Source organism: Erwinia sp. ErVv1, from assembly GCF_900068895.1.
In the GTDB taxonomy this organism is placed as follows: Bacteria; Pseudomonadota; Gammaproteobacteria; order Enterobacterales; family Enterobacteriaceae; genus Erwinia.
Genome location: NZ_CDPK01000012.1, coordinates 1 through 13,787 on the forward strand (window position 1 = coordinate 1; position 13,787 = coordinate 13,787).

The following is a 13,787-nucleotide window of genomic DNA, read 5'->3' on the forward strand; positions in this document are numbered from 1 at the left end:
CGTGTTTTGTATAAGGATTCGACACCTATATCAAAACCGGTAACTCTCAACCTTTCAAGGTCATATGTCAGATCAAGTCGCGACTAATACAATTTAAGCAATCCCATTCTGATCATCCGTAATGGACGTACGGTGAACCCTCCCTCATCAACAGCGATGAGGGAGGTTATGACATGCGGGTTATGCGCTTTGCGCCGTCTCCGACGATTCATCTTTCAGCAACGCCCTGACCGTCTGGTGACGGTGCCAGTAATAACCGAGGGTATTTTTAAAGGTTTCAATCTCCTTTTTCAGGCCCGGCAGACGGATCTCACTGCGTTTTTTCCCCTGCGAGTTTGCCTGCACATGCTGCACGTAGAGCGTATCTCTGCCGAAATTACGTATTACATTGATGTTTTTAACATTATCCCACTCCAGTGTTTCGCCGATTTTCGGCGACACGATACCCTGCCAGGTGATGACGATCTGCGAGCCATCTTTCAGGGTATAAGGAACATTAGGGAAATGCTTCAGCACCAGCGCGGTTTCCATTTCACCGGTAGGCTGATAGCGCCAGGCAAGGCTCTCCTCGTGCACCGAAGAGAAGTCGCGCTCATACTTCTGCCACAACTGCTGTTCTATCTCGTCGGCAACCGGCATCAGATCGACCCAACTCTCGGCCGGGAAATCGGCTGCTACTGCTGCATAGTCGGATTCGTCAACGTTATACCCCACGTTGCGCATCCTTTCCGTCAGCGGCGGGTGTGAATCAAACGGGTGCGGCACATTCTGTTTACGGATAACGCTAATAAAATCCAGGGAGGCGACGTGTTCAGGCAGACCGGCAGCAATAGCCTTACTGATCCCCAGTTCATTTTCATGCAGCGTCTGGTTATTGAAGAAGTTTCGCTCGACTTCATTACGGTAGCTGGCATACGCCGACACTTTGATCAGCGATTCGATAATTGCGGCGGGGGAGACCAACGTTGATGCGTTGCGATCCGCCACAAACTCACGTTCACGACTGTTACGCTGCCACGCCAGCTCAAACAGCATGCGATAAAGATAGAGCGGATAGAAAACGATCAGCGTTGACAGATTCTGACCCATCAGCTGCATATAGAGATCAAACCGGTGCAGCTTTGGTCCCAGTAATGCCCCGGAGGCGGTGTCGCCTTCATGAAGGTGTGTCAGCTCGTGGACCATCACACCATCAGCCTGCGCAACGGTGAGCTGACGCAGTAACGGAATACTGACATACAGCTTACGGTTGGTGAGCGGATGCCCATTCACGTTCAGCGGGGCTTCGGTCACGTAGAAGTTGGTGTCGATACCTGCAACGATATGATCGGGTGGCGTGGTGCCCACTCTGGCGGCCAGCATATCTATCTGTGACCAGAGTGCCGGGGCGACTTCGCGGGTTACCACTTCGCCTTCAATACTCTCTTCCGGCGGGAGTTTTTTAAAGATACCTTTGATCATGTAATACATACCGGCCAGCACCAGCAGTCCTACCGCCATCACCAGCTTGGGATAGTAGGTTTGCGTGAAGAACGCGGTTCCCCAGAATGAGAGCCATACCAGCATGCCGCCCTGTACCATGACTTCCAGCGAACAGGCCAGCATCAAAAATTTGCGTGCCAGTGCCAGACTGATTACCTGTCCCTGGCGGCTTTTAAAGGCCAGCGCGCTGAACAGCAACACCATCAACAGGACAATGCCGCTGCAGATTAGGGTCCAGAATGCCACTTTATCCATCATGTAGAATTGCCACAGCTCGGATTGCGGTGCGCAGACGGCGTTTTTGTAATCCCGCAGATTTTCATCTACCGGCCCGCAGACGCTGGATGGCGGGTTCTGCTGCAGAAACGCCTGAAGTTTTCCCGTATCCTGATGCTGTTCCCGCGCATCGTCCACAAAGATCTGTGTATATTGCTGATCGAGTTGCGTGTTGCCATATTCAGCAAAAAACAGGGTAATGACCGGGATGAGAAACAGTGTGAACAACAGCCAGGAAAATACCTTCAGATAACTCTTTTTCAATTCCATTAATGTTTTCAAAATAATGAATTCCTGTGTGCCAATGCCAGGGGGAAGCTGCTGTTATCAGGAAATTCCGAAAAGAACGGCCTGGCCCGGTTAGAAGATGCGGGAACATTTATGCAAGCTTCAGCGATAATATAATTATTGCAGACGGATTATAATCCAGCCTGATACTGTTTTGAAAAGGAAAATATTTCAGGGGTTCTCCCTTTTCGCAGGCTATTCAGCTGGTCACTCCCTTTTCCCTTTTTCGCAGGCTATTCAGCTGGTAATTCCCCTTTTTTACTGCTGCGACAGCAATAATTTTAGTTAGTATTCAACATTTATTCTGCCCCGTCTCCTGCCCGACTGTTAAACCCTGCCGGATAAAGTAGATCTTTACCCGCCGGAACAGCACATGCAAGTTTTTAAAAGAGTGATGCTGCCGTCGGTATCATTAGAATAGAAATAATATCGTCACGGTACAAACAGGCATGCCACACCCTTCGTTGCAGAATTTGCTGCACCGGTGCCGGATAAGTAACATCATTGGCAACTAAAGCAGTCAGAATCAGTAAGGTTTTAATCGCACAGACCCAACACACCCTAAGCGGGATGTAATTCATATTAGCATCAAAGAAATCATCGCCACCATGATAAAAACATGTTAATTTTTAAAAAATAATTCCTCGTTCCTTACCCTTTTAAAGGATATAAATATGATCGCCTGGAGCGGAGTCGGTTTTTTTGTTGCCCTATTAATTTCTGTCGCCTATCTGTTGTGTAAATGGCTGTTCGATATTTATTACTACGAGGGTTATTTTGTCGAACATTTATGGGCGACAGGTGCCACACTTTTACTTGCAGCCCTTTTTTGTGGGGCTTTTGTCTGGGTGCTCCGGCAGGAAAGATGGCTGGACGCGATTGCAAAGGCAACGAAAAGTCAGCCGATGATGGCCCCCGAAAAAACCCACAATTTCTTTTTCATTCCCGTGCTTTACTGGCCGATTATTCTGTTTCTGCTCGGTTCAGGGATCTGCCTCTGGGACCTTAACCGATAACGTTTCTGCATCGCTGAGATGGATTTTGCTGACGCTATCTCAGCGACAGGGAAATATCATCAACATAAAGGAGTTCACGATGAAATTAAAAAAATCATTAAACATTATGGGCGCCATTTGCCTCACTGCCTTCATTGGCGGTACCTCGGTCTGCGCATTGGCAGCCGAAGCGAAAACGGCCCCAGCCGCAGCCACGCAGACTGAGACGCTCTCCCTACTCAATGGCAAGCAGACTTTTCAACTGCGGGGCTATGAAGTTCAGCCTGTTCCTGGCGGCGGCCCGGGTAAAATGTACGTCAATAAATTGGAAAAACGCGTGGTGATTATTGGTGAAGAAGCCATCCCGGCCATTGCTCAAGGTGCCAGTGATGCTGATTTTCTGGACGGTATGAAGTCTATTAAAGATAAGCAGATGCAGGCTTCACCCTCTTATAAAGTGATCAGTGAGAAAACCGAAAACGCTAAAGGTCTGCCGGTTTATCATATTGAAGCCACTAACAAAATGGGGGGGAATGATGTTCAACAGGCCACTTTGCTGGCGGTCGCTGAAAAAAAACTCACCGTCATACAGGTTATCTCAAGCCACAAAGATAAATCTGGCCACCTGAAAGCGGTTAACAATATTCTCGGAAAGTAACTTAAGAATTTTAGCTTAAAATAATGTATCGCTGAACGATCCGGGAGAAAGGGTTGCAGGTGCTGTTAAGGTGTTTGCTCTGAACGCGCCTGGCAACGCCCTTCTCTTAAAAAACGCCGGGAAATTCTGGCGTCAAACGTGACAGACTAACGAAATCAACTTTGCTCACTCCTGACTTCCGCACTGTGCGTAATCGATACCCTACCGGCCATAAATCATTAAGCCCGTTTCCGGCCTGAATCTGATAGCCAAAATCTACTGATCTTAAACGGCACGCACCTGTGGCATATAAATTCGCGCAAATACGTGTCCCTTCGGCATCACACACCTTGCAAGGGTACGGATAGTAAGTGGGGCGCAGCGTCTGATAGGGTCGGAAATGCACATCGCCGGGCAGCAGCATCTTAAAGCCTCGTGCCGTTAATCTCCAACTGTTCGGCCCGGATACCCTGCGCGATCGCAGGCGCTGTTGCAAAAATTCACAGGTGTAAACTTATTGCCACCTTTTGCTGACGGAGCAGCACAGTGTACCCATTCAAAGGTCAGCTTATTTAACGTGACATCATACTGTGGGCGGTACGTTGGTACAGCAAATATGGGATCAGCTACTCTCCATTAATTAACGTATTGTGGTGTTTGGAACGTCCACTCCTGGCACCGAGCAGACATGTGCGCAGGGCATAGCTAATTATGAGCAAAAAACACATGTTAACGTTTATCTTATTTTGATTGGTGTCCATAGAGTCACCTTTTGCAAGAGCTGATTCTAATGCAGCCAGTGTTTCGCTTACACAAATACTGCATCAGTGAGACGCCCCTCCCCTCTCTAAATCAAAGGTGTTGCCAAAAATTCCGGTCGCTGTTCGGCCAGCAATGTAAACCCGATGACTTCCGGATACAGCGTACGGCTGACGGTATCCGGCAGCATCAATTCTGTAAAACTCCAGGCTACTGCGATGCTGATACCGGCCACGGACAGCATGTCAGGATGACTTTCCCGCAGCCCGTTTTCCAGTGTCTGCAAGGCACCATGAAGTTGCTGAGTTACCCGATTCAGCCAGGGCTGATGCTGTTTCTCTTCCGGCCTGAGACGCTGTTCGTATACAATCTGCACCGCTTTCTCGCACGCTGCCAGGGCGAATCCGGTAAGATGCAGATCCCGTAGATCTTCCGCTCCGGACGCTGATGTGGGTGCAGGCGAATGACCGGAGTATTTCTCAAGGTAATTAATGATTAGTGTTGAGTCGATCAGCACCTGCTTATCATCTGTGATGAGCGTTGGAACTTTAACGGCTGGATTAATTTTTGTTAAGGCATCAAAATCGCCGAATACTGAAAGCGGCCGATGTTCGAATTCAATACCCAATACTTTCATGTAAATAGCAACCCGTCTGACATAGGGTGAATCCAGCATTCCGATCAGGACCATGGCTCTACCTCATATTATGTTGATTAATAAAATCAATTAACTGTGCGGCAACAGGTAAGGGGGCATCTTCCATTAAAAAGTGTCCGGCCTGTTCATAGATATGCAGCGTGGAAGAGACGATGTCGCGCTGCAAACGCTTTCCATACTCAACCGGTTGCCATTCATCTTCGGCGCCCCATAAAACCTGCACAGGCAGCTGGAGTTGCGGCAATTTTTCTGCAAAGTCACTGGTGTAACAAGCATTATAGTGCGCAACCTGATGCTGGTAAAATGAAGGCTGGCCCACCACACCACAAAGCGGCGCGAGATAACTTTCCAGCCGCTGCTCTGTCATAAGATGCTTATTAAAAACAGCCATCTTTAACTGGCGAGACATCGCGCGGGAATGCTCAGTGGCAGGGATCAGCGCATAATCCGCATAGTTATCCCGCAAATCTTTCCATGTGGGCGAAGGCCAGGAGTTGTAGCTCGGAATATCGGCAATCGTAAGCGTCTTCAGAAGGGATGGGCTGTCGAATGCCAGTCTGAGTGAAATTGCCCCGCCGATATCGTGACCAAAAAGATGTGTTTTTTCGAGCTGCCAGTGTTCAAGCAGTTTCAGCAGAAAACCGACCTGTGCGGCAACCGAGGTATCAGCCGTCAAAGGGCGCTCTGATGCGCCAAACCCAGGCAGGTCATACAGGTGAACGTGAAAACCCGCATCGACAAATACCGGCACCAGTGACTGCCAGATCACTGAGTGTGCGGGAGTGCCATGAACCAGCACCAGAGGTATACCTGAACCATGGACCCCGGTCGCAATGCGACAACCTTTTATCAAAACGTCGTCAGTCAGTAATGGGTTATTAGCGGGCATAAGCATTCTCCGTTGTGCTTGTTTCGGTCAGGCTATCCGTTGACTGAATATGACGCCAGTGACATTATTTCCCGCTATGAACCCACTTTTGTCATATTAAAATGAATAAACGACTCTCTGTTGATGCGCTCAGAGTATTCAAAACTGTGGTGCAAACGGGCAATATGAGTAAGGCTGCATTACTTCTCAATTTGAGCCAGTCCGCAGTAAGCTGGAAGTTCAGACGGCTTGAGGATCAACTTCAAAGCCAGCTACTTACGCGCATCGCCGGAAAAGCCGTTCCGACAGAAAAGGGCAGCGTTCTGCTGCTCCATGCGGAAAAAATACTCACTGAACACGATCATGCCGTGGCTTATTTTTCGCCTTCGCCACTCCGTGGCAAGCTGCGAATTGGGGTCACTGAACATATCTCAATGACCGAAATATGCGGGGTCATTTCAACCTTCACTCACCATCATCCCGAAGTGGATATACGACTGGTGGTGGAGCAAAGTCATCTCCTGCGTCAGCATTTTTCTGAAGGAAGCCTGGAGATCATCTTACATCAGGATTTCACGGGCACGGCATCGCCGGAAGATAAGGTATTGTGGAGTGAAAAATTATACTGGTACGCAACGCCTGCCTGGCGGCATGACTCGGATAAGAGCCTGAAGCTTATTACCTGGGGGCCGGATTGCTATTACCGTAACCTGGCGGAGGAGAAACTTCGCCAGGCAAAAATTCCATTTGCTGTGATGCTGGAGTGTCCTTCAGTAGCAGGTATGCTTGCGGCGATAACCACGGGTCTGGGGGTGGGAATACTCAATCAATACAGCGTTGAGAAAGCGATTTGTAACGTGTATGAACTTGAGAAATTAATGCCTCTTCCGTCGGTTGATTGCCTGCTACGCCTGAATAAATACCGCTTTAATCCCGCAAGCGAGGCCTTCTGCGATATGCTGACCAGGCTGATGCATAAACAGCGATAGAGAATTGGCTGCTATTAATTGATGAATACAACCTGTTGTTAGTAATGTCTGCTCCTGGCACTAAGCAGATCGAGGCCGGTACAGGTCTGCTGTGAGCGAACAACGGAAATTCGCAAGGCATTACTAACACCCCAGTGCATCAATCGACTGGGGGCAGGTCACGACTATTGGCCGACAATTACCCCGCCACAAAGATAGTTGATGTCTGATAATTAATCCTTAATGAACGCAGAGAGTGCCTGTGCAGCAAGCCTGGCGCTCGCAAGAAGCTGCTCAACACCGTGCCCCTGGCGAGCCTTAATGGACATGCCGGACATGACGGTACTGATAAAATCAGTCAGGCGCCCCGCATCCTGTGGGTATCGGGCCCCAATAAAACGATGAATTTTTTCTTCTGCGGCCGAATGAAACTTATTAGCAGCCTCACGGGCGCCCTTATCTGTGCATCGGGTTCCTTCAATAACCAGGCAGCCAGTACAGGTTTGACTGCAACCATACCTTCGGGCTGACTCTTCCAGCAATGCCGTTAGTGCTTCTAACATGGAACCTTCGCTGCATAACAGAGCAGAGATGGGGATCGCATCCGTTTCTGCGTAGCGCTCAAGAACACGGGAGTACAGACCCACCTTGCTACCAAATACCCCATAAAAACTCGGGGGGTTTATCCCCAGACTTGAGGTGATCTCAGCAATACTGACCGAATCATAGCCCCGGGCATGAAATAATTTCTGTGCAATTTCTACAACCTGTTCGGGGTCGAAACTGCGGGGGCGACCGGGCGACCTCTCTATTTTCTTAGTCATCACTACAAAACCTATTGACATAAATTAAAGTTTATTTTGTAATAATCACTACAAATTTAGCAAGAGGTTTCTTATGGGCGTTTTTGAAGGCAGGAAAGTTCTTATCCTTGGCGGAAGCAGGGGAATAGGCGCCGCTATAGTGCGTCGCTTCTCTTCCGATGGAGCGAAAGTAAAATTTACTTATGCTGGCTCGAAAGACGCTGCAGAAAATCTTGCAGATGAAACAGGTTCTTCGGCAATTTTCACAGACAGCTCGGATCGTGATGCGGTGATCACAACCGTGCGCGATAACAGCCCGCTGGATGTTCTGATTGTTAACGCAGGTATAGGTGTGTTTGGTGATGCCCTCGAACAGGATCCGGATGTAATTGATCGTCTCTTCCGGATTAACATCCATGCTCCCTATCATGCGTCAGTCGAAGCAGCACGACAAATGCCGGAAGGCGGGCGCATCATTATTATCGGTTCCGTAAATGGTGACCGTATGCCAGTCCCGGGAATGGCCTCTTATGCGCTCAGTAAATCTGCATTACAGGGGCTGGCGCGCGGCCTGTCACGTGATTTCGGGCCTCGGGGGATCACTGTCAACGTTGTTCAGCCGGGACCGATTGATACAGATGCGAACCCTGAAAATGGCCCCATGAAGGATCTTATGCACAGTTTCATGGCCATTAAAAGGCATGGGCGTCCTGAAGAAGTCGCTGGTATGGTGGCCTGGCTGGCAGGGCCGGAAGCCGGTTTCGTGACCGGTGCTATGCATACGATCGATGGCGCTTTTGGCGCATAGATTAGTTCCGGTGGAGGCCCGCTGTGGCCTCCCTTGCCATTATGGAGCCCGCCTGTAAAACGGAAAATATCCTACGCTAGGCCTGTTTTTAAGGTGCGGTGTTTAGCAACTGCCTGAATCGACGGCCCTGTGTCGTTTCTTTGTCCCATACCGAACAGTTAGGAACGTAGCACAAATGTTGCAAATCGTAGTTTCGCTTCCATTAGGCCGAGTTAAGGGGTTTTACACCAGGCCCCTTGTAAACTTAACGGGTAATTTCGTTCCATTAAGCGAGTCCCACCTCGCGCTAATCCTTATTCAGGGATAACTGCGTTTTCTGCCTGACGTGTCGAAGAAAATCGGTAGCCGTGGTTCCCCACAACTCCGGCTCAAACTCATCACCGAAGTGTTTCCTGAAGGCGATCTCCAGATCTGCGCTTTTTTCCGTTAGTAGATCGATGTCAGCAATCAGGCCATATTTTCCGGCAGTATGCGCATCGTGAAGAAACGCATCTATTTTCGGCTCTATTTCATCGCTATCATCGATAAGGTCATAATCCTGACCGAAATAGAGGGTGATAAAACAGCCCAGCTCATTGAGATTTAATCTTTTCATTGCTAAGCCTTCGGAAATGCGGTGAGAACAAAATATGGCTTACCGTTCCACTGCTCAAAACGCAGAACACTGCGTAAGCTGCCAAAACTGCTCATGGCTGGCAGTGAGGGCGGTCGCTCCAGTCTTGCAAACAGTTCTCCGGCCGTTTTGCCGATATGACGCTCCACAGTATGGCCACCGCTGGCTGCCCCTGACATTGATTCGTTCATGGCCAGACTTATCCTTCCGGAACGAACGGCAGCAACCTGGACAGCGCCCACAGCGGCGGCAAAGCCAAAGGGGGATGGCTGCATCGACGGTGAAGTCCCACTTCAGCAGATTCTCCGACACTGGCAGACCATGTGCGCAATAGCTGACAGGGCTGCGCTTCCGGGAGGCTTTCGCCAGCAGCCCCTGATGGCGCAGGCTGGCGGCAATGGTTTTAATGTTGTATTCAGGCAGGTCGTCAATGCGTTCTGCAAGCTTCAGGGCTTCGTTGCGAAATTCAGGCGTATATTGCTTACGTGGCTTCTCACTGTTTGATACGGACTTTGTCATGTGAGCTACCTCTGGTTGAGAGTTTACTCACTTAGTCGCGTGTCCACTATTGGCGGGTAGGATCAGTGATGTATCAATCCGCCATCTACGGCATACTGGCTGCCGGTAACATAGGATGCGTCATCTGACAGGAGGAAAAGTGCGACTGCAGCGGCCTCTTCTGATGTTCCTGCGCGACCAAGAGGAACCTGACTTACCACAAAATCTTCAAACTGCTGACGCGACTCCTCGGGCATAAAGTGTCTAAAGTTGGTTTCAATCGGACCTGGCACCAAAGTATTGGCGCGTATACCGCGTTCAGCCAGCGCAGATGCCCAGCTCTTGACCATAGCAATAACGGCGCCTTTCGTCGCTGCATACAGGCTCGTCATCGCCGCACCTTCATATACAGATGAGGATGAAGTAACCAGAACGGATGCGCCAGAATTAAGTGATTTGGATAAAGCTGCCAGTTGTAGCATTGGGCCGCGAACATTAGTATTCATCATACGATTAAAAGAATTTGCCGTTACAGCTTCCGGAGAGCTTACCTCTGCGAAGCCCGCATTAAGCCACAATCCATCAAGAGCACCCCAACCGCTAATAGCTTTCCGCAGCGTATTTATATCAGGTTCGCTTGCAGCGTCGCTTTTCAGAATAAGCGATGTCGCAGGAAGCAGGCTAAGTGCACGCTCCAGCCTTTCTTCATTAAGCCCCGTGATGGCTACATGACCACCTTCAGCGACAATACGCTGAGCGCCTGCCAGCCCCATGCCACTTGTACCACCAGTGATCAATATACGTTTACCCTGAAACCTGCCCATTCTTACTCCTTCTATTTGGCTGTTGACTCAGCATTTACCTTACGCAAATAAAACACTATTCGTCATCTGTTTCATTACGAAACGATGGCACTGTTCCTTGAATTTCCGCTCCTGGCACAGAGCGGATATCAGCATTAATATCCTGCATCCCTCCGGTTGCCAGGTTTAACCGGGTCTTCAGCTCTAATGCGCTAATCGGGCAAAGCTGGGAAACTCCGGCGGACCGCGAAAAGATTCGTTCCGGGCCCTACATCTGGGGTCAGATGACGAACGGCCAGGTTAATTCTTTCAGCCGGCTTTCGCTTGCGGGTTGTTATACCGTTATACCGCGGACGACTTACTGCTGTTCTGAACATGATGTCAGAAAATACCCTCTTTCAGGAGAACCGGAAACATATGCGAACCCGGGTTCACCGAAGTGCATGCCGGCAACAAGTAAATGTTGACGAGCGGCCTGTTCAAGAATGGTTTTTCTTGTTTTCTCTGCCTGGGCAGGATCACAGTCAAACGAAATTGAAACTTCCGGCCGGGCTGACTGAATATGCGGATAATGGACAATGTCACCCCAGATCAGCAGGCTTTCGTCGCATGAATTCATCAGAAACCCGGTGTGTCCAGGCGTATGTCCCGGCAGACTTACAGCCTTGATCCCCTCACTGATTTCTGCTTCATCAGTAAAACGCAGAACAGGGCCATAAGCTTCCAGCGTGCGACGAACCAGCGACCCGGTCATCTGTAGGCGCTCACTCGTGAGTTTCAGCTTATTTTCATCCTGCCAGAATGCTGCTTCATCACGACTCAGGAAAAGTTTCGCGTTTTTGTATGCAGGCTGACTATGCTCATTCAGCAGACCGCCGATGTGGTCTGGATGTCCGTGAGTCAGAAGAATAGTGTCTATATCGTCTGGCTTAACGCCCGCCGAGTAAAGGTTTTTTTTAAATTCGCCACCTGCATAATTCAGTCCTCCCATACCGGAATCCACCAGTATGACGCGTCCCTGTCCGCGTATGAGGTAGCAGTAAATATGAATATCATCGGGAGCGGTTATTCCTGACTTCTCCTGAATTTTTCCTGCCTCGGTTAAATCAATGCCTGACAGTAAACCCAGGCTGGCTTTCATTCGCCCGTCGCTTATTGCGGTTACCGAGTAATGGCCAATTTTTTGCGAAAGAAAAGGTGACGTATCCATACTATCCTCACTTAATGAAAATAAAATTATAATCTGCTGCTTCATTCGGTCCGTGATGTTTAAACCAGTAAGTCACAGTCGCTGACACGTCAGTGTTACGGCCACGGCAAAAAGATATTGAAGTTAAATGCCTGATGAGACTATGATAATTTTCGACTCAGTTGAGACCAAAATTGTTGTGGACATAAAATTACTGCGTTCTTTTGCCACCGTTGCCTTATTCGAACATGTCGGACAGGCAGCAGAAAGGCTTCATATTTCTCAATCTCCACTCAGCAGACAGATCCAGCAGCTTGAAAGTGAGTTAGGTATTACGCTCTTTCATCGTGATAAAAAGCGGTTACGGCTGACAGAAGAGGGAAGAAAATTTCTTAATGAGGTAACGCCTTTTTTACAACATCACGATCGTCTGAAAGATTACGGCCGGCATCTTTCGCATGATTACGCAGGGCGACTGGATATAGGCTATGTAGAAGCGGCACTCCATTCCCGGCTTCTTCCTGAGGCAATTGCACGGCTTGGGATGGGGCATGAAGCGGATATCCGCCTACATGCTATGCGTTCAAAGCAACAGATTGAACATCTGAGGGAAAGAGCCATTGATCTGGCCCTGCTGCATACGCCACCTGAAGCTAATAGCATGTTCTGTCAGGAGAAAGTCCTTACGGAACATGTGATACTGGCAATGCCAAAAGAAAGAATGCTATCGGCTACCGGCCCTGATGATCTCAATGGCCAGCCGTGGATAGCAGATCAGGAAAACCTGAATCCTACGGCGCGGGCGCGACTGCTCGCCGCATGTCAGAAAGGCGGTTTTCGCCCCAATATTTGTCTGGAAGTCAGCGGACCACTGGCTGCGCTGGCCTGTGTGGAGGCCGGGTTGGGTTTCACATTCATACAGAAAAGCCTTGCGCGGATTGTTCCGGATAATGTTGCTCTGGTATCACTCCCCTGGCTGCCGCTTGAAATCACCCTTTTTGCCGTGTGGCGGAAAGAGGAAACAAGACCGTTGACAAAACGTTTTCTGGCAACTCTGGGCCTGCACTGATGCAAGAATGTGATGTCCGGACTCATAAAGGCAACGAAATGACAATTTTTGTTCCTGGGTATGTAATCAAACGACCTTTGCCAATTAATTACAATAAAAATCCGAACGGGAAGTTTGCTGTTATATCTGACATTCAAGTGCATGTATTCACCGTTTTGCTCCTTACTCTACCTGCGCGCTTTTTCTCTCTGAGGCTTCTTCCTACTTCCATTTTATTTGGTCAACGATTTTCCATTGCTGGTATTACAGATGCATTCTGCATAGTTATGTTCGCTCCTGGCACAGCGCTGCCTCTCCGATTAGGTTTAGCCTTGTATCGTAGTTGTGTCAGGAAAGTCTGAGCTAATATACTGACCTTATCCAACTCCGCTCAGATTTAACCTTCTGATTTTTTTTTGCAGTTTTCTGAGATTCCCCAGGAAATTCGGTTCGACTTTACGCAGGCACCCGACGGGCTTTTAGCAAAACCATAACCGTTTGTATGTCTACTGAAACCGAAGCTAGCTCCCGGACTGTCTCCAGAACCCCTGGAACCGCCCTTACCCACAGCCAGCACAATGCAAAGGGAGCAGGCGGGTGGGCGCCCCTCACTAAAGAGTCAAAAAGGGGAATGGCAAACGGACAAAGGGCGATCGACGACCGCCCTGATGTGTAATCAGCGAATGGCTGAAAAGTTACTGCGCCTTAGGTTCACCTGCGGCCTTAAGCCTTTTCGACAGGTCACGGCGCTCCTTCGACAAATCGGCGTTCTTAATGATGTAATCATCAACGCGATCTTCATAGTCGCTGCGCATGCTGCTAATAATCTCCTGAATAGCCTCAATGCTCATGCCCGGTTTGATATATTCGCTCAGGTTGTCGAGCAGCAGGACACGCTTCTGGTTATCACGAATTTTCTTTTCGTTGTCGTGTATCTCGCGCTGCAGTTTATTCTTGCGACGGAACATCCGTACGAACTCCAGCACGTCCTGAAATGATTGCTTTGCATTTTCCATGAAGACACCTTTCATTTAGGCCTGTTCGCACAGGCGTCATTATCGTAGCCCTCAGCTTAACGGCTCACCGCCGCCGAA

14 protein-coding genes and 2 pseudogenes are annotated in these 13,787 nt (G+C 49.2%); 6 read left to right on the top strand and 10 right to left on the bottom strand.

Going from position 1 to position 13,787, the window contains the following annotated elements:
* Nucleotides 1-180: 180 nt before the first annotated feature.
* The gene (locus tag A1830_RS15680; RefSeq protein WP_067708266.1) at nucleotides 181-2,028 is read right to left on the bottom strand and encodes a M48 family metallopeptidase; all 1,848 of its coding nucleotides are present in this window, start codon (nucleotides 2,026-2,028) and stop codon (nucleotides 181-183) included.
* Nucleotides 2,029-2,720: 692 nt separating this feature from the next.
* On the opposite strand from A1830_RS15680, the gene A1830_RS15685 reads away from it, so the two are divergent.
* The 3 genes and pseudogenes from A1830_RS15685 to A1830_RS22735 all read left to right on the top strand — a co-directional run.
* A complete protein-coding gene (locus tag A1830_RS15685; protein ID WP_067708269.1) occupies nucleotides 2,721-3,062 on the top strand; it encodes a hypothetical protein in 342 nt (113 codons plus the stop codon).
* A gap of 79 nt (nucleotides 3,063-3,141) precedes the next feature.
* Entirely contained in the window at nucleotides 3,142-3,699 is a 558-nt protein-coding gene (locus tag A1830_RS15690) for a hypothetical protein (RefSeq protein WP_067708272.1), read from the top strand.
* Between the two features lie 525 nt (nucleotides 3,700-4,224).
* A pseudogene (locus A1830_RS22735) lies at nucleotides 4,225-4,329 on the top strand (IS6 family transposase); the annotation flags it as partial.
* Between the two features lie 196 nt (nucleotides 4,330-4,525).
* Here the strand turns inward: A1830_RS22735 and A1830_RS15695 are convergent.
* Together A1830_RS15695 and A1830_RS15700 are read right to left on the bottom strand one after the other, a co-directional pair.
* Nucleotides 4,526-5,128: a glutathione S-transferase gene (locus tag A1830_RS15695; RefSeq protein ID WP_067708284.1), complete on the bottom strand. Its 603-nt coding sequence runs from the start codon at nucleotides 5,126-5,128 to the stop codon at nucleotides 4,526-4,528.
* A gap of 4 nt (nucleotides 5,129-5,132) precedes the next feature.
* Nucleotides 5,133-5,984, bottom strand: a complete 852-nt coding sequence (locus tag A1830_RS15700) for an alpha/beta fold hydrolase (protein ID WP_067708288.1) — start codon at nucleotides 5,982-5,984, stop codon at nucleotides 5,133-5,135.
* A gap of 101 nt (nucleotides 5,985-6,085) precedes the next feature.
* On the opposite strand from A1830_RS15700, the gene A1830_RS15705 reads away from it, so the two are divergent.
* Nucleotides 6,086-6,952 (top strand): LysR family transcriptional regulator, encoded by an 867-nt coding sequence (locus tag A1830_RS15705; protein ID WP_067708292.1) that lies wholly within the window; start codon nucleotides 6,086-6,088, stop codon nucleotides 6,950-6,952.
* A gap of 212 nt (nucleotides 6,953-7,164) precedes the next feature.
* On the opposite strand, the gene A1830_RS15710 is transcribed toward A1830_RS15705, so the two are convergent.
* Nucleotides 7,165-7,755: a TetR/AcrR family transcriptional regulator gene (locus A1830_RS15710; RefSeq protein ID WP_067708296.1), complete on the bottom strand. Its 591-nt coding sequence runs from the start codon at nucleotides 7,753-7,755 to the stop codon at nucleotides 7,165-7,167.
* A gap of 73 nt (nucleotides 7,756-7,828) precedes the next feature.
* Here A1830_RS15710 and bdcA point away from each other — a divergent pair, with 73 nt between their 5' ends.
* Nucleotides 7,829-8,542 carry an SDR family oxidoreductase gene (bdcA, locus tag A1830_RS15715; protein WP_067708300.1) on the top strand — a complete coding sequence of 238 codons (714 nt, stop codon included), beginning with the start codon at nucleotides 7,829-7,831 and terminating at the stop codon, nucleotides 8,540-8,542.
* Nucleotides 8,543-8,828: 286 nt separating this feature from the next.
* On the opposite strand, the gene A1830_RS15720 is transcribed toward bdcA, so the two are convergent.
* The 5 genes and pseudogenes from A1830_RS15720 to A1830_RS15740 form a co-directional block, all read right to left on the bottom strand.
* Nucleotides 8,829-9,137, bottom strand: coding sequence for a contact-dependent growth inhibition system immunity protein (locus A1830_RS15720; RefSeq protein WP_067708303.1), 309 nt, complete (start codon nucleotides 9,135-9,137; stop codon nucleotides 8,829-8,831).
* Nucleotides 9,138-9,139: 2 nt separating this feature from the next.
* On the bottom strand, nucleotides 9,140-9,430 hold the full coding sequence (locus A1830_RS23425; protein ID WP_369815717.1) for an RNase A-like domain-containing protein: 291 nt from the start codon (nucleotides 9,428-9,430) through the stop codon (nucleotides 9,140-9,142).
* Nucleotides 9,411-9,572: pseudogene (locus A1830_RS23430) on the bottom strand (IS3 family transposase); the annotation flags it as partial. The gene A1830_RS23425 and the pseudogene A1830_RS23430, both read right to left, overlap by 20 nt.
* Before the next feature lie 164 nt (nucleotides 9,573-9,736).
* Nucleotides 9,737-10,477 carry an SDR family oxidoreductase gene (locus A1830_RS15735; RefSeq protein ID WP_067708316.1) on the bottom strand — a complete coding sequence of 247 codons (741 nt, stop codon included), beginning with the start codon at nucleotides 10,475-10,477 and terminating at the stop codon, nucleotides 9,737-9,739.
* Nucleotides 10,478-10,814: 337 nt separating this feature from the next.
* Nucleotides 10,815-11,666: an MBL fold metallo-hydrolase gene (locus A1830_RS15740; protein WP_067708707.1), complete on the bottom strand. Its 852-nt coding sequence runs from the start codon at nucleotides 11,664-11,666 to the stop codon at nucleotides 10,815-10,817.
* Nucleotides 11,667-11,793: 127 nt separating this feature from the next.
* Between A1830_RS15740 and A1830_RS15745 the strand changes: the two genes are divergently transcribed.
* Entirely contained in the window at nucleotides 11,794-12,714 is a 921-nt protein-coding gene (locus tag A1830_RS15745; RefSeq protein ID WP_231877650.1) for a LysR family transcriptional regulator, read from the top strand.
* Between the two features lie 674 nt (nucleotides 12,715-13,388).
* Here the strand turns inward: A1830_RS15745 and A1830_RS15750 are convergent.
* Nucleotides 13,389-13,709 (bottom strand): DUF496 family protein, encoded by a 321-nt coding sequence (locus tag A1830_RS15750; protein ID WP_067708320.1) that lies wholly within the window; start codon nucleotides 13,707-13,709, stop codon nucleotides 13,389-13,391.
* Between the last annotated feature and the right edge of the window lie 78 nt (nucleotides 13,710-13,787).

What these genes read in the sequence shown, in the direction of transcription:
- A1830_RS15680 (WP_067708266.1), bottom strand. Translation starts at nt 2,028, where the DNA reads ATGGAATTGAAAAAGAGTTATCTGAAGGTATTTTCCTGGCTGTTGTTC.
- A1830_RS15685 (WP_067708269.1), top strand. Translation starts at nt 2,721, where the DNA reads ATGATCGCCTGGAGCGGAGTCGGTTTTTTTGTTGCCCTATTAATTTCT.
- A1830_RS15690 (WP_067708272.1), top strand. Translation starts at nt 3,142, where the DNA reads ATGAAATTAAAAAAATCATTAAACATTATGGGCGCCATTTGCCTCACT.
- A1830_RS15695 (WP_067708284.1), bottom strand. Translation starts at nt 5,128, where the DNA reads ATGGTCCTGATCGGAATGCTGGATTCACCCTATGTCAGACGGGTTGCT.
- A1830_RS15700 (WP_067708288.1), bottom strand. Translation starts at nt 5,984, where the DNA reads ATGCCCGCTAATAACCCATTACTGACTGACGACGTTTTGATAAAAGGT.
- A1830_RS15705 (WP_067708292.1), top strand. Translation starts at nt 6,086, where the DNA reads ATGAATAAACGACTCTCTGTTGATGCGCTCAGAGTATTCAAAACTGTG.
- A1830_RS15710 (WP_067708296.1), bottom strand. Translation starts at nt 7,755, where the DNA reads ATGACTAAGAAAATAGAGAGGTCGCCCGGTCGCCCCCGCAGTTTCGAC.
- bdcA (WP_067708300.1), top strand. Translation starts at nt 7,829, where the DNA reads ATGGGCGTTTTTGAAGGCAGGAAAGTTCTTATCCTTGGCGGAAGCAGG.
- A1830_RS15720 (WP_067708303.1), bottom strand. Translation starts at nt 9,137, where the DNA reads ATGAAAAGATTAAATCTCAATGAGCTGGGCTGTTTTATCACCCTCTAT.
- A1830_RS23425 (WP_369815717.1), bottom strand. Translation starts at nt 9,430, where the DNA reads ATGCAGCCATCCCCCTTTGGCTTTGCCGCCGCTGTGGGCGCTGTCCAG.
- A1830_RS15735 (WP_067708316.1), bottom strand. Translation starts at nt 10,477, where the DNA reads ATGGGCAGGTTTCAGGGTAAACGTATATTGATCACTGGTGGTACAAGT.
- A1830_RS15740 (WP_067708707.1), bottom strand. Translation starts at nt 11,666, where the DNA reads ATGGATACGTCACCTTTTCTTTCGCAAAAAATTGGCCATTACTCGGTA.
- A1830_RS15745 (WP_231877650.1), top strand. Translation starts at nt 11,794, where the DNA reads ATGCCTGATGAGACTATGATAATTTTCGACTCAGTTGAGACCAAAATT.
- A1830_RS15750 (WP_067708320.1), bottom strand. Translation starts at nt 13,709, where the DNA reads ATGGAAAATGCAAAGCAATCATTTCAGGACGTGCTGGAGTTCGTACGG.